A 16,668-nucleotide genomic window follows, 5' to 3' on the forward strand; every position below is an offset into this window, starting at 1 on the left:
AGTGTTAGAAAAACGATAAAGTCTTTATTTATAAGGCTTCGCGAGCGATTTTTCCTATGGTTTTCGTCGATTTTTAATGCGTTTCAACGAGGTTTTTCAAGCAAATCGCGAGCAGTTTTTCAAAAATCCAATCTTAATTCGCTATTTTTGGAATTCAATCCCGGATATGAAATTCATTTTTCTGACCTTTTTGCTTTTGCCATTTTCTGTCCTTTCGCAAACTGACTTTGAGAAAGCCGAAAAATTGTTCGCCGCGCAAAAATTTCTTCAGGCCAAACCGCTTTTTGAAAACGACCTCAAGGCGCATCCAAATCATTTACAGTCAATAGAGTACATCGGGGATATCTATAGCCATACGAAAAAATGGGATGCGGCGGTTTCGTGCTACCGGAAATTGAAAACGGCCAACCCCCAAAACGCAGATTACCAGTACAAATTCGGCGGCGCCCTAGCCATGATGGCCAATGATGCCAATAGGTTGCGTGCGCTCACGATGATTGATGAAATAGAAACGGCTTTCCTGAGCGCAATCAAACTCAATCCCAAACACCTCGAAGCGCGCTGGGCCTTGGTCGAATTGTATCTGCAACTGCCCGGTATTTTCGGCGGCAGCGAATCCAAAGCGACGCGCTATGCCAATGAACTGGCAGCGTTGTCCCCGGTGGACGGCTGTCTGTCCAAAGGACGCATCGCCGAATATTTCGAGCGTTATGCCGTGGCTGAAAGCTGCTACCGGAAAGCCATCGAAATCGGACATTCCAAAACAACCTATCAAAAATTAGCCGACCTTTACCAAAACAAAATGAACCAGCCCGAGAAAGCCAAAGCCGTCTGGGCCGATTACAACAAAACCAAAAGTTAATTCGGTTAAACAATTGAACGATTAAACAGTTAAACAATAAATGCGTACACATTTTATAGCCATCGGCGGAAGCGCCATGCACAACCTCGCCCTGGCGTTGCACCACAAAGGTTATCAGGTCACCGGAAGCGATGACGCGATTTTCGAACCCTCCAAGACCCGACTCGAAAAACAAGGTCTGTTACCGGCCGAAATGGGCTGGTTTGCCGAAAAAATCACTTCCGATATCGAAGCGGTCATTCTGGGCATGCACGCCAAGGCCGACAACCCCGAATTGCTCAAGGCACAGGAACTCGGACTCAAGATTTATTCGTACCCTGAATTCTTATACGAACAATCCAAAAACAAGACACGTGTCGTCATCGGCGGTTCGCACGGCAAAACGACGATTACCTCGATGATTTTACATGTGATGCATTTCCACAATATCGCAGTCGATTATATGGTAGGCGCACAGCTCGAAAGGATTCGATACGATGGTTCATTTAACCGAAGACAACGATTTTATCGTGCTTGAAGGCGACGAATATTTGTCGTCACCGACCGACCGACGACCGAAATTCCATCTGTACCAACCCAATATCGCACTCATTTCGGGAATTGCCTGGGACCACATCAATGTGTTTCCGACCTATGAGAATTATGTCGAACAATTCGAAACCTTCATCAAATTGATCACCAACGGCGGCATGCTCGTCTACAACGAAAACGACCCCGAGGTTAAACGTGTGGCCGAAGCCGCGACCAACCCGATCCGCAAGATTCCATACAGCACGCCCAATTATTCGGTTAAAAATGGCGTGACCTTGCTCGAAACCCCCGAAGGCGATATGCCAATCGAAGTCTTCGGCGCACACAATTTAAATAATCTCGCCGGCGCCAAATGGATCTGCCAGGCGATGGGCGTCGACGAAGCCGATTTCTATGAAGCCATCGCCACGTTCAAGGGCGCATCGAAACGTCTCGAGAAAATCGCCGAGAATCAAAACAACGTCGCTTATAAGGATTTTGCACATTCCCCGAGTAAAGTGGCCGCCACGACCAAAGCCGTCAAGGAACAATACCCCGACAGGAAACTCATCGCCTGTCTCGAACTGCATACCTATTCGAGCCTTAATCCAGAATTTCTCAAGGAATACGAAGGCGCGCTCGACCATGCCGATGTGGCTGTGGTATTTTATTCGCCCGATGCCGTCAAGATCAAGAAACTCGACGAAATCACCGCCGAGCAAATCGGCAAGGCGTTCAACCGCGAGGATTTGATCATTTACACCAACCCGGCGGCGTTCAAGGAATATTTGTTCCACCTCAAGTTCGATACCGAGCAGATTGCGTTGCTTTTAATGAGTTCGGGCAACTACGGTGGACTGAATTTCGATGAAATCAAGACGTTGATTTAGCTTCGCTCCGTTCGGCCTAGTTTTTTGGGGCGTTGCCTGCGGCCGGGCTTTCCGCTTTATCTTTTGTGTAGTCCCAAAGTGTCGGGACTACACAAAAGGATGCCGCTGCAATCCCTAATGCAAACCCGAACTGAAATACACGGAATCGGTTCAATCTCAAAAGCGTAAAAAAATGAAGGGATACTTTGTCAAAACAGACCGGTTGGGTTTACAACCATTGGATACTGCAGATGCCGAATTCATCTTTGAATTGGTCAATACCAAAGGATGGCTCACTTTCATCGGCGACCGCAACGTGCACAATCTGGAAGATGCCAAAAATTACCTGCAGCGGATCCTGCAAAATCCCAATGTTACCTATTGGGTCGTCAAGCGTTTGGAAGATGACGCTAAAATAGGAATCATAACCTACATCAAACGCGATTACCTGGCGCACCACGACATCGGATTTGCATTTTTACCGGAGTTTTCCAAAAGCGGCTATGCTTATGAGGCGTCCAGGGCCATTCTCAACGAACTAAGTCAGGGCAAAGAAAAACCTACTGTTTTGGCGACCACAAAAGCCGAAAACGGCAGTTCGATCAAACTATTGGAAAAACTCGGTTTGTATTATGACCATGCCATTGAAGTAGAAGGGGAGCCTTTGCTTGTTTTTTCTTCTCAGGCCAAGGGTCATCAAGCCACTGACACGCGAAAATAAATCAGTTTTTACCATCGTACCGGTAATGTCCGGTAATGGCATACTTAAACAAACAATCTTCCAAAACCTGCCCCGCGCCCACATTGTGTACAATCAGGGGGCGTTTGCCATCGGCGGTTTTGCGCGCGGTCACAATCCCGATGTGAGGTAATTTGCCGCCAATCATCCAAGTCACCAGGTCTCCGGTTTGGTAATCGGTTGCAGTTTCAGAAACGCCGAGGCTTTTGCCTTTTCGCGTAAAAAATACCTGAAGATTGGGCACGCGCCGGTGGTCGATGTTGGTGTCGGTTTTCTTCAATCCCCAGATTTTGGGATACAATCGGAAATGGTGCTTCATGTCTTGGTGCACTTCCTTTTGCAGATCGACACCCAGTTTTCGGTAGGCTCGTATGACCACATCGGTGCACACGCCTTTATTCGCAGGCACATCGCCATTGGGATACGAAATCGGAAAATACTTGGGATCGTATTCGACTTTGTGTTTGGTCAATCCAATGGCCACATCCGAAAGCTTCGCATAAAAATCTTTCTCGGGCGTAAAAAAGTACAGAAAAAATGCCAATAAGATAATGGCTGGTTTCATAACTTAGCGTTTGGTTGTCAATGCATAACGCAACCGATCATCCAAAAATTATAAGCCGTAAAAAAGTAAACGCCATGTCCGAACACACTTCATTTCCCATCCGCCATTGGTCCGAAGACGACCGCCCACGAGAAAAGCTCATGCTCAAAGGTAAAACCGCACTCAGCGACGCCGAACTCATTGCCATCCTGATCGGCTCGGGCAGCCGCAACGAAACGGCCGTCGGATTGGGCCAACGCATCCTGTCGTCGGTCAATTACAACCTCAATGCGCTCGGCAAATTGTCGATTGCCCAGCTCACGAGTTTCAAGGGAATCGGGGAAGCCAAGGCAATTGCGATCATGGCCGCGATGGAACTCAGCCGTCGTCGGCGCTCCGAAGAAGTTCCTGAACGACCGCGAATCAGCTCCAGCAGGAGTATTTTCGAAATGATGCAGCCGCTCATCGGTGAGTTGCCGCATGAAGAATTCTGGATCATTTATTTGAACAATGCCAACAAAGTAATTTCGAAAACACAGCTCAGCAAAGGTGGCATCACCGGTACCTTGGTCGATGTGCGGCTGGTGTTCAAGACTGCCTTGGAAATGGGAGCTACGGCCATTATCCTGTGCCACAACCATCCGTCGGGGGCCTTGAAGCCCAGCGATGCCGACAGACATATCACACGCAAGCTCAAAACGGCCGGCGAGAACCTCGACATCAAGATCCTTGACCATGTCATCGTGACCGAATCGGCTTGGTTCAGCTTTGCCGACGAAGGCATGATTTGACCGAAAATTTATGAGGAGCGTAACATTCAAAACCGTATTTTTGCGGCATGAAAGCAGCCATTTCAGATGTGTTTTTTGACCTCGACCATACGCTTTGGGATTTTGAGAAAAATTCGGCCCTCGCGTTTGCAATCATCTTCGAGAAACACCAGATCAACGCCGACCTTGACGAATTCCTCAAGCATTATGTGCCCATCAACCACAAATATTGGGAATGGTATCGCATGGACAAGATTTCGCACCACGAATTGCGCCACGGCCGTTTCAAGGAATCTTTTGACCTGATCGGGTTTGAGGCTACGGAAACCTTCATCGATTTGCTTGCCGACGAGTACATCCATTATTTGCCGCAAAACAACCATTTGTTCGAGGGGACGATCGAATTGCTCGACTACCTGCGTCCGAAATACCGGTTGCACATCATCACCAATGGTTTCTCGGAAATCCAGAAGCGCAAAATCGCCAATTCAAACATTGGGCATTATTTCGACACGGTGACCAATTCAGAAATGGCCGGCGTCAAGAAACCCAATCCGCTTATTTTTGAATACGCGCTCCAGTTGGCCAACGCCAAAAAGGAATCGAGCATCATGATTGGCGATTGCATCGAAGCCGATGTACGCGGGGCGCTCAATTATGGTCTTGATGCGATCTTGTTCAGCGAGCAGGCGTTCGAGGCGGCACAGGACATCAAGCAGGTCAGCCATTTATCCCAACTTAAAAATTATCTGTAGCATGAAAAAATTAGCCTTCTTATTGGTGTTCCTGATTTCGGGACTTTCATTTGCCCAAAGTGTGAATGATTACAAGTATGTTATCGTGCCATCGAAATTCAGTTTCGCCAAGGAACAGAATAAATTCGGCCTGAATGAATTGACCAAATCATTGCTTCAGAAATACGGTTTCGTCACTTATCTCGATACGGACGATATGCCCGATGAGGTCCGGAATTACAATTGCAACAAGCTTTACGCCGATGTGATTGAGAACAACAATTTCACCACCATCAAGCTCACCATTGTCTTGAAGGACTGCAAGAACAATATCCTGTTTACCTCGGCTGAAGGAAAAAGCAGGGAGAAAGATTGGAAATTGGGGTACAATTTGGCACTGCGTGATGCCGGTAAATCCTTTGATGAATTGGGTTACAAATACAATGGTTCGGGGATGGAAGTCCAGCGTGAAATCGTCAAGACGACCAATAACGGCACGTCGGTCACTACAGAAATTGTCCCAGTAGCTTCTCCAGATTTGACAAAGGAGACAACGGTATTGTATGCCCAGCCGATTCTCAACGGTTACCAACTCATAGACAGTACGCCCAAAAAAATCATGACGATTTACATCACCGGCTCAAAGGATTTGTTCCTGGCCGAAAAAGACACCTCCAAAGGGGTGCTGCGCAAAGACGGTGCAAAATGGTTGTTTGAGTATTACGCAGCAGGAAAACTCATTTCCGAACCGGTCTCGGTCAAATTCTAATAACCGTATTTGTTCTTCCAGCGGTTTTTTAAAAACTCGCGCGTCCCATTTTCCCTCGAATTGTTCCCGGGAACATACAAAGGCGTATGGGCAATCGCATCGGGCAGGAATTCCTGTTCGGCAAAGTTGTTGTCGTAGCTGTGCGCGTATTTGTATTCGTCGCCATAGCCCAATTCCTTCATCAGTTTGGTCGGTGCGTTGCGCAAATGCAGCGGCACGGGTAAATCACCGGTTTGCTTGACGAGCTGCTGCGCCTTGCCGATGGCCTCGTAAGTTGAATTGCTTTTGGGTGAAGTCGCGAGATAAACGGCACATTGGCTCAAAATAATCCGGCTTTCGGGATAACCAATCGTCGAAACCGCCTGGAAGGTATTGTTGGCCATGATCAGTGCCGTCGGGTTGGCGTTGCCGATGTCTTCGCTGGCCAGGATCAGCATGCGGCGTGCAATGAACTTGACGTCTTCGCCCCCTTCGATCATTCGGGCGAGCCAATAGACCGCACCGTTGGGGTCGCTGCCGCGCATCGATTTGATGAATGCCGACACAATATCGTAATGTTGTTCGCCTGTTTTGTCATACAATACCGTATTTTGTTGTACGATACCGAGCACTTTTTCATTCGTGATCAAGATTTGGCCTTCACCGGACGCGTTTACGACGAGTTCGAAAATATTCAATAGTTTGCGTCCATCGCCGCCCGAAAGTCGCAGCAACGCCTCGGTTTCCTTTAATTTGATTTTTTTGTCGCGCAAAATGACATCGGTTTTCATCGCGCGGTCGAGCAGGGCTTCGAGATCTTCCTTCGAAAATGCGTTGAGGATGTAGACCTGACAACGCGACAGTAAAGCGGGAATCACCTCAAAACTCGGATTTTCGGTCGTCGCGCCAATTAAAGTGACCCAGCCTTTTTCTACGGCAGCTAGCAGTGAATCCTGTTGCGATTTGCTGAAACGGTGGATCTCGTCGATGAATAAAATGGGGTTTTTGGAAGTAAACAAACCGCCGGTCTGCTTGGCCTTGTCGATCACCTCGCGGATGTCTTTGACCCCCGAATTGATCGCACTCAAAATATAAAACGGCCGTTTCGATTCCTGCGCGATGATCTGCGCCAGAGTCGTCTTTCCCGTGCCGGGCGGTCCCCAAAAAATAAGCGAAGGCACAATGCCACGGCTGATCTGCTGCGTCAGCGAACCCTGTGGCCCGACGAGGTGCAATTGGCTGATGTATTCTTCGAGATGCTGCGGGCGGATCCGCTCTGCTAAAGGTGCTTCCATTTGGTAAAAATACGGGTTTTTTGGATTTTGAAAATGGGTTTGTGTTTATTTTAAGGAGCTATTGCTTTGCCAGTTCGCTCTTTTAGGAGCTCGTGTCCGGCTATTCATTGCAATCTTTTTATTCCCGTTGGTCATAAAAAGGATTTTCATTTCTATCCGGGCCAGGGCAGACAACCCAACTGACAAAATAGCATTAAAAACCATTTGGTTGTATATTTGATGGCGGGCTGCCAACCAACCAGCACCATCATGAACGACAACCAGTTTAAATTTTCCGCTTCCGTTATCTTATTGCCGTTTGCCTTCGTGCTTGCGATGTGGCTTGCCTTTTGGGCCGATATGCGTTTCAACCTCGATATGGGCGAGTGGGGGATTTACCCACGCACATTCGAAAGGATTGCGCGGTGTAGTGCTCAGTCCGTTTATCCATGGCAATATGGAACACCTGTTCAACAATACGATCCCGATTTTTATTCTGATGGCGGCTTTGCGGTTTTTCTATCGCGAGCAGTCCTTGTCAGTGATTGGTTACGGGATTTTGATTTCGGGCTTGATTACGTGGATCATCGGACGCGAATCGTACCACATTGGTGCGAGCGGTTTGATTTATGTGCTCACGAGCTTTATTTTCTTCAAAGGCATCCGAACCAAGCATTACCGTCTGGTGGCATTGTCACTCGCGGTGGTGTTGGTCTACGGCAGTACGATTTGGTATGTGTTTCCCGATATTGAGAAAAACATTTCATGGGAAGGCCATTTGGGCGGACTCATCGCGGGATTCGCTTTTGCCGTCACCATGAAAACGGTTGAGTACCAACGGCCGATCAAGTACGATTGGGAACGTCCTGATTTTGACCCGACGGGCGATAAATTTCTCGAACGGTTTGACGAGAATGGAAACTTTGTGAATCTTCCGCCACCACCTGAACCCGAAACTGAAATGCTGGAGGAACAAAACCCGGTACAGATTACCTACATCTATATTCCGAATCCTAAACCTGAATCGGACGAGAAAGCCTAGCCCCGATGGTAGTAAATCCTTTTTATTGCCATATGGTAATCTTGTCGCTTCGCTTGAGATTTAGCTTCGCTCAGTTCGTTGACGCTCGAGTCTTCCTTTGGTCGAAATGACAAAAACTAATGGGCAATAAAGATTGGAACGAATAGCGGGAAAATGCTTCTTAAATCAACTGCGCTGACGTACGGCTTCGTACAAAAAGGCACCGCAGGCCACAGAGACGTTGAGTGAGCCGATGGTTCCAAACATCGGGAGTTTGGCTTTTTCATCCACAATTTTGAGTACCGAAGGATTGATGCCGCGGTCTTCGCTGCCCATGATGATGGCAACGGGTTCGTTGAAGTTGAGGTCGTAGAGGCTACTCTCGGTTTTTTCGGTCGCGGCTACGGTTTTGATGCCCGAGCCTTGCAGGTAAAAGATCGCATCCTTGATGTGTTCTACTTTACAGATCGGGACATTAAATACGGCACCTGCCGAAGTTTTGACCGTGTCGCCATTGACAGGTGCGGATCCGGCTTTCTGGACGATGATGCCATCGACACCGGTGCATTCGGCTGTTCGGATGATGGCCCCGAAATTGCGCGCGTCAGACAATTGGTCGAGGATTAAAAACAGCGGTGTTTTGCCGGAATCGGAGACGGTTGTGACCAAGGTCTCGAGATCGTAAAATGGAATAGGGGAAATGCTGGCCACGGCGCCCTGGTGGTTGTTGGGCGTGAGGCGGTTGAGTTTTTCAACCGGAACATAGGAAAAATTGACATTGGCGCGCTTCATGACTTTCATCAAGTCTTTCATGAGTTCGCCTGCAGCGTCCTTTTGAATGAAAACTTTGTCGATGGCTGCACCCGACTGGATGGCTTCGATGATGGCCCGTATGCCGAAAATTTGGTGTTCTTTTTCCATGGCGCAAAGATATAAAAAAACCACCAGTGGAAACTGGTGGTTTTGGAATTATGTTTTTTCAGGAATTAGTCAACATCCCAGAAAACGCGTGTTTGCAATTTGTTTCCGCCCATGGCAGTGATGGCAGCTTGTAAATTGTCTTCGTTTACAGTAGCCTCATTGATTGGGTAAGTGAAACGGATTGGCACTTTGCCTTCAGCGGCAGCCACTGCGTTTGGTGGAGCGATCAAAGTAGGAACATCCAATCTTCTGTAGTTGTTCCATCCTTCAAACGGTCTGTTGAAGAAAGCAATCCAAGCCTGTTTTCCGATTTTCTCTTGCCAAGTTCCTGCAGCAGTAGCGTAGGCTACAGCAGGGTCAGCCAAGTAACCAGCCGCAGCACCCGCAATTCCCCAGTATTCGAAAGACGCATTGATGGCAGCGTTGTAGTAAGACTCTGCTGTACCACCTACTGCATAACCTCTTTCGGCAGCTTCGGCCAAGTAGAAGTTGAGTTCGGTCGCTTCGAAAAGCACACCTGGTAAATTGTTGCTCTTGATGAGATCGCTCATTGGAGAGAAGTTAGGGTAGAGGTTTGCCGCGCCATTGATGCCTCCGACATAGTCGGTAGTACCTGGCTTGAAACCGAAATAGATTGGTCTACGTGGGTCGCTCAATGTATTCATGGCATCTACAATCGTCTTTGAAGCCACAAAGTCGTTACGGTCACTGGCAACCAATTGGGCATAGATTGGGTTATAGAAAGGAGCATTTCCGCTGTAGGCGAAGTAAGCATTTTGGTCGTTGGTCAGGATTACCCCGTCAGCAACCGCGCTTTCGATGGTGGTTCTTGCCAATCCGTCGTTTACATCTGCGATGTTAAGGCCCAATTTCACTTTAAGTGAGTTGGCAAATAATCTCCAGCTCGCTACATCGCCACCGTAAACAATATCTCCGGAAGTAAACGAATCTTCTGCATCGTTGAGGTTGTCGATGGCTGCGTCGAGGCGCGTAATCAATTTCGGATAGATGTCAGCATCGTCGTCGTATCTTGGCAATACTAGAGTTGGCTGTAAAGCGTCAGTGTAAGGAATGTCACCGAAAGTATCTACAAGGATTTGGAAAGTATACACTTGCATGATTTCGATGATGGCCAATCTGTTGTTCTTTACATCACTGGCCGCTTCTGCATTTACATATCCTTTGGCAGATTCAAGGTTACCCAAAACATCCCTGAACAAGTTGTTCCACAAGTTGTCTGGAACGGTACGTTGGGTGAGGTTGTAACGTGACTCGGTCGGATATTGTGTGGCAGCCCAATATTGGTCAAAATACCTGAAAGGGTTCAGGTTGACCTCTGGGGTTGTCATTTGGTCGGACAATTCTCTTTGCGCATTGGCAATAAGCGTTTCCGGCGTCACTTCATATGAACGGTCCTTATTTTCGTTAAAGGTCTCGTCATCGCTAACACAGCCCATAGCCACAAATAGTGACAATGCTGCAAGGGTATATTTTATCTTTTTCATTTTTTTAGAAGCTTGCTTTAATATTAAATGAGTAAACCTTTGTTGTAGGCATTACCCCTGATTGATAGCCTTGTATGTTTCCAGAAGAAGCTCCTGCTTCAGGATCTGCATCAGGCAAGTTTTTGTCGATGATCCAAAGGTTGTTTCCGAGCAAGCTTAAAGACAAACTCTTCAACAATGCACCTTCGAAATACTTAGATGGCAAAGCATAAGTCAGACTTACTTCTCTCAATTTTACGTAAGAAGCATCATAGATGAACGCTTTGTTCGGGTTGATGTCGTATCCGTAAGCAGCACCAACGTAGTTGGCTTCGATACGGGTCGTGTTTGGTGTTCCGTCTTCGTGAACACCTGGAAGGACGATACCACCACCATTATCCAGTGAATTTCTGACAGGAAGACCAAGGTCGTTGAGTCCTGCCGTACTTTGGTACAAACCGGTGTACTGACCGAAAGCCTGGTCAAGGGAGTAAACATCTCCACCTTTTTTGATGTCGATCAAGAAACCGAATGACAAATCTTTGTAAGTCAATTTGTTGTAGATACCTCCAACCCAATCAGCCTGGATGTTACCGATTACTTTATCGTCATCGGTCAAATAGTAACCGTCCTCGTCAACCACTCTGTTTCCGCTTGCGTCGTACACATAGTCAGTACTACGGAAAGTACCGTAAGGTTCACCTACTGTAGCATTCAATGACATACCGCCTTGGAATGTAGCCAATTGGAGGTTTTTACGTCCTGCATCCAATGACACTACTTCGTTTTTGTTTTTCGACCAGTTCAGGTTGAGGTCCCATTTGAAGTTGTTGGTTTTGATTGGTGTAAGAGTCACAGCAACTTCGACCCCTTTGTTTTGGATTTCACCCGCGTTGATTAGCGAGAAGCCGTATCCGGTAGAAGTAGATTGCGGTACTTCAAAGATTTGGTTTTCGGTGTTGCTCTTGTAGAGGGAAACATCGAAAGTTACTCTGTTTTGGAACAAGGAACCTTCAATACCAAATTCAGTTGATTTTTGCTCCTCTGGTTTCAATTTAGGGAAATCTACATAAGTAACACTGTTTCCAAACAAGAGGTTGCCGTTCAAGATACTATTGTTGACACGTGCACCCAATAATCCAGCAGCAGGGTCGTTACCCACTACCGCATAATTGGCTCTCAATTTTAAGTTAGACAACCAATCTTGTTTGATCAACTCGGATACAATTAAGCTACCCCCGATAGAGTAGTAATCGTAAGAGTTGTTGTTGGTTGGCAACGCTGTAGAGATGTCATTTCTGTAAGATCCTTCTACAAAAATCGTTTTGTCCCAATCGAGTGACAATTGACCGTAGAAACCTTGTTTTTCAAAGCTGATTTCAGATTCTACTGGCGCAACGAAAGAGACAGAGTTAGCCAAAGTGTAAAGTCTCGGAACAATCAGGCCTCCAGTTGTTGATCCGTCGAATGAATCAATTTTAGACTTGATGAAAGTCGTACCCAACAAAGCCTTACCGCCGAATTTACCAGCAGTAAAGTCGTACGTGGCGATGAAATCATAAGTCGATTGCAAGAAATGTCTGGTGTACAATCTGTAACCGGAAGTTTCATCCAAACGTTGCAAACCAAATTCTTCGGCATGGCTGCCTACATTTTTTCTGTATTCTTGTCTGTCGTCAGAAGTTTCAACAGTAACCCTGCCCAACAAGTTCAAGTTTTTGGTAACATCCCAGCTCAAGTTACCACCGGTAATTAATCTGGTGTGGTCATCTGATTGGTAGTTTTCATATCTGTCCCAGTAGGGGTTGTTCCAGTAAGCAGGCTTGAAATCATCAGTTGTATCGGTATTTAAGCCATAAGGGTCATTCATATTCCATGTCCAGTTTTGGCCGGTTCTCATGTAGGCATCTTTCAATTCTTTGATGTCTACGTTCATTTGCCACCATTGTCTGAAACCGCCCATGATGTTGTCTCCATAACCCACACTGTTTCTACCAACAGTTGATTGGTCAGTAAAAGTAGAGAAAGCTGTAATTCTCAAGTTGTCAGCAAGGTTTCTTGAGAAGTTACCGTTGATGCTGTTCTTGTTGAGTCGGCTGTTTGGCAAGATACCAGTTTCGTTGTTGTTGGTGTAACTGAAGTTGTAAGTGCTCTTTTCATCACCTCCGTTGAAATTGATGTTGTTTACCGTTCCAAATGAATCCTGGAAGAATGATCCTGGGTCGTTTTTGGCAGCAACCCATGGTGTTGCTTTGCCGTAGTTCGGGTTGCCTGGAACTGATGCATTCCATTGGTAAACAGAAAGATTTGGGTCAAAAGCATTACCGTAAGACGAGTCGGCAGTCATGTCTACGATCAAATCGTCAACGCCATCACCATCTACGTCAGCAGGGTAGAAACTGTCATCTGCACCGCTGTAACCATTTGCGCCATAAGCGTGTTGGTATTTAGGGAACGTCTTTTTGTCGTATCTACCGATTGAAGTGGTAGAGCTGAAAGTAATCCCGAGTCCGGTATTCAATTTTCCTTTTTTAGTAGTAATCATAATCGCACCGTTGGCAGCTTGGCTACCATATAAAGCAGTAGCGGCAGCACCTTTGAGTACGGTGATGGATTCAATGTTGTTCGGGTCGATATCCGTTGTAGAGTTACCAAAGTCAAAACCTACCCTTGAATTGGCCGCTTCCAACTTGTTGAGGTTGGTGTTGCTGACAGGTACACCGTCTACAACCATCAAAGCCTGGTTGTTACCAGTGATACTTTTTGAACCCCTCAAAACGATGTTGGTCGATCCGCCAAAGTTAGAGTTGTTGCGAATTTCCAAACCAGCCACTTTTCCAGAAAGGTTGTTGATGAAGTTGTTGGTTGGTACAGTGTTGACTGCAGAACCATCCACTTTCTGCGAAGCATATCCGAGTGACTTCTTGTCTCTCGAAATACCCAAAGCAGTAATCACAACACCTTCGAGCTGTACCGAATCATCGACCAATTTGATGGTCATGTTGGCCGCTGCCGGACGCTCTTGTGTTTTCATTCCGAGGAAACTGAAAACAAGCACTTGTCCTTGTGCTGCATTGATTTGGAATTTTCCATCAAAATCAGTCTGAACACCGTTGGTGGTCCCTTTAACGAGAACATTTACGCCAGGAAGCGGTAATCCGGCCTGGTCTTGAACGACACCTGATACCTTCATGTCCTGCGCAAATGTGACTTGCGTTATTAGCACTAGAAGCAGTGCTAAAAATCCATTGAACTTTAGTTTCATTTTTAATTATTTTGAATTAGTTACCCCAAAAGTCCAAATTTATTGTTAAGTTTCCTAATCTTAGGCGGACTTTTTTTTACAAAATTTTTAAAAAAAATCCTTAAAAATTGGTTTTGAAACTAATATGGACGATTGAGTTCGACAATTTGATCGCTTGGTCTTTGGTGCTGCCGTTTGCATAGACGATGTTGAAAAGTCCGGTTTTGGTCAGTAGTCCAAATCCAAAGCCCAGTCCGAGCAGGCTTCCACTGTTGTCCGAAGTTTTGTCTTGGAAATACCCATAGTCGATGATGGTGTGTGCGTAAATGCCTGGGGTCAGGATGTAGCGGTACTCGGTTAGTATTGAAGAAAATAGGTTGGCCTGCAGGCTGTTTTCGCTGAATCCACGGATCGAATTGATGCCGCCAAAACGGTACAGCTCATTGACAATATAAGTGTCGCTGCTCAGGTAATAATTTTGTGTTTTGAGATTCACGATATTTTTTTCATTCAAATACACATTGTGTTTTAACTCCACGTTAAGGAAAAACTGGTCGTTGGTGTTAAATTTTGATTCGCGCGATCCGACCCCGGCTTTAACAAAAGCTTTGGTTTTTTCGGGAAAAAGGAAATCATCCGACTTGAAATCCATGAATTCGAAATTCGCGGTAAAAAACTTGTTTTTGAAATCGTTCAGGTTGGCGGCATTGAGGTTTTGGATGTCGCTCGACTCGGTCGATTGGTAGCCCAAATACAAACGCGTGTTGTAATTGAAGAAATAGCCCAGGTCGACCGCGGTCTTTGTGTTCTGAAAAGTGCTGTCCTGTTTGAAGATATTGAGTTGCGCCTTGAGCCCGAACGGACTTTTGAAAATGTACGGCAGTTCGATCGCGGCGTTGAACGTTTTCTGGTCGTTGCCGTCGCTTTTCCAATACACGGTAAACGTCTCGCCCGTGTTCAGGATGTTGTTCAGGACCAAATCGACATAGCCGTTGAGCTTTATTTTTTTGTCTTCTCCATTCGAGAATCCGATAAAGCCGTCAAAGGTATTGGCTTTTGCTTTTTCGAGGTAAACATAAATCTTGGTCGAATCCTGCTCGAAAAAGAATTTCGGGATATTTCGTCTGTTTGACAAACCGGAACTTTTCAAAATCGTCGTGCACCTTCTTGAGGTTTTCCTGGTTGAAGGTCTTGTTGCGGTACATTCGTTTGATCTGTTTTTTGTGTCCTTCGGGAAATTTGTCGTAACCGTTGATGACAATGTCGTTGAGATGGCGTTGCTTGTTCAGTGTCAAATGGAGCCGGGCTTCCAAATGATTTCCCGAGTTCTTGATGTCGACGAGTTGCAGTTTGGCCAGCGCGAATCCTTTTTTCTCGAGTTTGGCCAAAGTGCCGTTCATGAACGATTCGACTTCAGGATAAGGCATGATGAGCGTGTCTTTGTCTTTGGTGTCGCCGACCAATTCTTTCAAATCGGGGCTGCGGCCGATGGAGATGCGGATGCTGTTGGTTTTGGGGCCAAGCCGGAACAGGAAGGCAAATGTCGAGTCGTTTGTTTTTTCGCGGCCTTCGATCCTGCTTTCGATGTAGCCGAGCCGGGATAGCTTTTGGGCAAGCGATTGGGTTTCGTCGGTGATCGATTTGGCGTTCTCGTGCTGTTTGTTGTATCCGATCGAATCGATAACGGCGGTTTCGCGTTCATTTTCTCCCGAAATGCCCAGATACAGGTTTTGGGCCGAAACAAAATGTCCGATCCCAAAAAAGGCAACAAGCGCAAAAAACTTTTTCAATTCGCATTTAAAATTTCGATAAAAGTAACGCAAAAAATGCCGGTTTCATATCTGGGTAAAAAATCTGTCGGAATAAAAGGGATTGAAAAGCGGTTTTTTGGCCCTGTCGAAACCGTCCTAATTGTTGTTGCTGAACATGGTTGAAGGTCAAATATTTAATTGTTATGAAAATTAATGTTTTAAGATTTGTTTCGTTCAAAATAATCACTACATTTGCAACCCCGTAAAAAGCGGGATTTTTATAACATAATATATTTTTAGTATTCATTATGCCAACAATTCAACAATTAGTAAGAACTGGAAGAACCCAGATAACTAAGAAGAGTAAATCGGTTGCTTTGGATTCATGTCCGCAAAGACGTGGCGTTTGTACGCGTGTTTACACCACTACACCTAAAAAGCCAAACTCAGCGATGCGTAAAGTAGCGCGTGTACGTTTGACCAACGGTAATGAGGTGAACGCTTACATTCCAGGTGAAGGACACAACCTCCAAGAGCACTCGATAGTATTAGTTAGGGGTGGAAGGGTAAAAGATTTGCCGGGAGTTAGATACCACATCGTTCGTGGTGCGCTTGATACGTCAGGTGTTGCTGGAAGAACGCAAAGAAGATCTAAATACGGTGCAAAACGCCCTAAAGAAGCGAAAAAGTAATTAAAAACTTTTAAGGAAAAGACATGAGAAAAAGACAAGCAAAGAAAAGACCTCTTTTGCCGGATCCAAGGTTTAACGACCAATTGGTAACACGTTTCGTGAACAACTTGATGTGGGACGGTAAAAAATCAACTGCTTTTAAAGTATTCTACGATGCATTGGATATCGTAGAGAACAAAAAGCAAGATGCAGAAAAATCGTCATTGGAAATCTGGAAAGATGCCTTGACCAACGTCATGCCGCACGTAGAAGTGCGTTCGCGTCGTGTGGGTGGAGCTACCTTCCAAATCCCAATGCAAATCAGACCAGACCGTAAAATCTCTATGGCGATGAAATGGATGATCCTTTACGCCCGTAGAAGAAATGAGAAGTCTATGGCTCAAAAACTCGCTTCTGAAGTTTTGGCTGCTGCCAAAGAAGAAGGTGCTGCAGTGAAAAAGCGTATGGATACTCACAAAATGGCTGAAGCAAACAAAGCATTCTCTCACTTTAGATTCTAATCAGA

15 protein-coding genes and 1 pseudogene are annotated in these 16,668 nt (G+C 46.0%); 9 read left to right on the plus strand and 7 right to left on the minus strand.

Translation table 11 applies throughout. The features are described from left to right. The first annotated feature begins 166 nt into the window (after positions 1–166). The 3 genes and pseudogenes from QM717_RS11580 to QM717_RS11590 all read left to right on the plus strand — a co-directional run bounded on the left by QM717_RS11580 (position 167) and on the right by QM717_RS11590 (position 2,962). The gene (locus QM717_RS11580; protein WP_415037627.1) at positions 167–862 is read left to right on the plus strand and encodes a tetratricopeptide repeat protein; all 696 of its coding nucleotides are present in this window, start codon (positions 167–169) and stop codon (positions 860–862) included. 40 nt (positions 863–902) lie between these two features. Further along, positions 903–2,262, plus strand: a pseudogene (locus QM717_RS11585) (UDP-N-acetylmuramate--L-alanine ligase). Positions 2,263–2,434: 172 nt separating this feature from the next. Next, entirely contained in the window at positions 2,435–2,962 is a 528-nt protein-coding gene (locus QM717_RS11590) for a GNAT family N-acetyltransferase (protein WP_415037628.1), read from the plus strand. Between the two features lies 1 nt (position 2,963). Here QM717_RS11590 and QM717_RS11595 read toward each other — a convergent pair whose 3' ends face one another. Further along, on the minus strand, positions 2,964–3,545 hold the full coding sequence (locus tag QM717_RS11595) for a DUF1287 domain-containing protein (protein WP_415037629.1): 582 nt from the start codon (positions 3,543–3,545) through the stop codon (positions 2,964–2,966). Between the two features lie 74 nt (positions 3,546–3,619). Between QM717_RS11595 and radC the strand changes: the two genes are divergently transcribed. The 3 genes from radC to QM717_RS11610 are packed head-to-tail and all read left to right on the plus strand — an operon-like array spanning position 3,620 to position 5,797. Further along, positions 3,620–4,315, plus strand: a complete 696-nt coding sequence (gene radC / locus QM717_RS11600) for a RadC family protein (protein WP_415037630.1) — start codon at positions 3,620–3,622, stop codon at positions 4,313–4,315. A 47-nt stretch (positions 4,316–4,362) separates the two neighbouring features. After that, positions 4,363–5,049 carry a YjjG family noncanonical pyrimidine nucleotidase gene (locus tag QM717_RS11605; protein ID WP_415037631.1) on the plus strand — a complete coding sequence of 229 codons (687 nt, stop codon included), beginning with the start codon at positions 4,363–4,365 and terminating at the stop codon, positions 5,047–5,049. Between the two features lies 1 nt (position 5,050). Then, positions 5,051–5,797 carry a hypothetical protein gene (locus tag QM717_RS11610; RefSeq protein WP_415037632.1) on the plus strand — a complete coding sequence of 249 codons (747 nt, stop codon included), beginning with the start codon at positions 5,051–5,053 and terminating at the stop codon, positions 5,795–5,797. Here QM717_RS11610 and QM717_RS11615 read toward each other — a convergent pair. Further along, entirely contained in the window at positions 5,794–7,071 is a 1,278-nt protein-coding gene (locus QM717_RS11615) for a replication-associated recombination protein A (protein ID WP_415037633.1), read from the minus strand. The genes QM717_RS11610 and QM717_RS11615 overlap by 4 nt on opposite strands. 436 nt (positions 7,072–7,507) lie before the next feature. On the opposite strand from QM717_RS11615, the gene QM717_RS11620 reads away from it, so the two are divergent. After that, a complete protein-coding gene (locus QM717_RS11620; RefSeq protein ID WP_415037634.1) occupies positions 7,508–8,092 on the plus strand; it encodes a rhomboid family intramembrane serine protease in 585 nt (194 codons plus the stop codon). Between the two features lie 165 nt (positions 8,093–8,257). On the opposite strand, the gene rlmB is transcribed toward QM717_RS11620, so the two are convergent. The 5 genes from rlmB to QM717_RS11645 all read right to left on the minus strand — a co-directional run bounded on the left by rlmB (position 8,258) and on the right by QM717_RS11645 (position 15,510). Then, positions 8,258–8,992 carry a 23S rRNA (guanosine(2251)-2'-O)-methyltransferase RlmB gene (gene rlmB / locus QM717_RS11625; protein ID WP_415037635.1) on the minus strand — a complete coding sequence of 245 codons (735 nt, stop codon included), beginning with the start codon at positions 8,990–8,992 and terminating at the stop codon, positions 8,258–8,260. Positions 8,993–9,057: 65 nt separating this feature from the next. Further along, on the minus strand, positions 9,058–10,497 hold the full coding sequence (locus QM717_RS11630; RefSeq protein WP_415037636.1) for a SusD/RagB family nutrient-binding outer membrane lipoprotein: 1,440 nt from the start codon (positions 10,495–10,497) through the stop codon (positions 9,058–9,060). Between the two features lie 4 nt (positions 10,498–10,501). Further along, a complete protein-coding gene (locus QM717_RS11635) occupies positions 10,502–13,669 on the minus strand; it encodes a SusC/RagA family TonB-linked outer membrane protein (RefSeq protein WP_415037637.1) in 3,168 nt (1,055 codons plus the stop codon). Positions 13,670–13,841: 172 nt separating this feature from the next. Next, positions 13,842–14,855, minus strand: a complete 1,014-nt coding sequence (locus QM717_RS11640; RefSeq protein WP_415037638.1) for a hypothetical protein — start codon at positions 14,853–14,855, stop codon at positions 13,842–13,844. Continuing rightward, positions 14,761–15,510 carry a hypothetical protein gene (locus tag QM717_RS11645; RefSeq protein ID WP_415037639.1) on the minus strand — a complete coding sequence of 250 codons (750 nt, stop codon included), beginning with the start codon at positions 15,508–15,510 and terminating at the stop codon, positions 14,761–14,763. Before QM717_RS11645 ends, QM717_RS11640 begins: the two co-directional genes overlap by 95 nt. Positions 15,511–15,779: 269 nt before the next feature. On the opposite strand from QM717_RS11645, the gene rpsL reads away from it, so the two are divergent. Next, positions 15,780–16,163: a 30S ribosomal protein S12 gene (gene rpsL, locus QM717_RS11650; RefSeq protein WP_007136570.1), complete on the plus strand. Its 384-nt coding sequence runs from the start codon at positions 15,780–15,782 to the stop codon at positions 16,161–16,163. Positions 16,164–16,186: 23 nt separating this feature from the next. Next, positions 16,187–16,663: a 30S ribosomal protein S7 gene (rpsG, locus tag QM717_RS11655; protein ID WP_415037640.1), complete on the plus strand. Its 477-nt coding sequence runs from the start codon at positions 16,187–16,189 to the stop codon at positions 16,661–16,663. Positions 16,664–16,668 lie beyond the last annotated feature (5 nt).

The sequence above is a fragment of the Flavobacterium sp. genome (assembly GCF_047602195.1).
Lineage (GTDB): Bacteria > Bacteroidota > Bacteroidia > Flavobacteriales > Flavobacteriaceae > Flavobacterium.

What these genes read in the sequence shown, in the direction of transcription:
- QM717_RS11635 (WP_415037637.1), bottom strand. Translation starts at nt 13,669, where the DNA reads ATGAAGGTATCAGGTGTCGTTCAAGACCAGGCCGGATTACCGCTTCCT.
- rpsL (WP_007136570.1), top strand. Translation starts at nt 15,780, where the DNA reads ATGCCAACAATTCAACAATTAGTAAGAACTGGAAGAACCCAGATAACT.
- QM717_RS11580 (WP_415037627.1), top strand. Translation starts at nt 167, where the DNA reads ATGAAATTCATTTTTCTGACCTTTTTGCTTTTGCCATTTTCTGTCCTT.
- QM717_RS11620 (WP_415037634.1), top strand. Translation starts at nt 7,508, where the DNA reads ATGGAACACCTGTTCAACAATACGATCCCGATTTTTATTCTGATGGCG.
- QM717_RS11595 (WP_415037629.1), bottom strand. Translation starts at nt 3,545, where the DNA reads ATGAAACCAGCCATTATCTTATTGGCATTTTTTCTGTACTTTTTTACG.
- QM717_RS11630 (WP_415037636.1), bottom strand. Translation starts at nt 10,497, where the DNA reads ATGAAAAAGATAAAATATACCCTTGCAGCATTGTCACTATTTGTGGCT.
- QM717_RS11610 (WP_415037632.1), top strand. Translation starts at nt 5,051, where the DNA reads ATGAAAAAATTAGCCTTCTTATTGGTGTTCCTGATTTCGGGACTTTCA.
- rpsG (WP_415037640.1), top strand. Translation starts at nt 16,187, where the DNA reads ATGAGAAAAAGACAAGCAAAGAAAAGACCTCTTTTGCCGGATCCAAGG.
- QM717_RS11590 (WP_415037628.1), top strand. Translation starts at nt 2,435, where the DNA reads ATGAAGGGATACTTTGTCAAAACAGACCGGTTGGGTTTACAACCATTG.
- radC (WP_415037630.1), top strand. Translation starts at nt 3,620, where the DNA reads ATGTCCGAACACACTTCATTTCCCATCCGCCATTGGTCCGAAGACGAC.
- rlmB (WP_415037635.1), bottom strand. Translation starts at nt 8,992, where the DNA reads ATGGAAAAAGAACACCAAATTTTCGGCATACGGGCCATCATCGAAGCC.
- QM717_RS11605 (WP_415037631.1), top strand. Translation starts at nt 4,363, where the DNA reads ATGAAAGCAGCCATTTCAGATGTGTTTTTTGACCTCGACCATACGCTT.
- QM717_RS11615 (WP_415037633.1), bottom strand. Translation starts at nt 7,071, where the DNA reads ATGGAAGCACCTTTAGCAGAGCGGATCCGCCCGCAGCATCTCGAAGAA.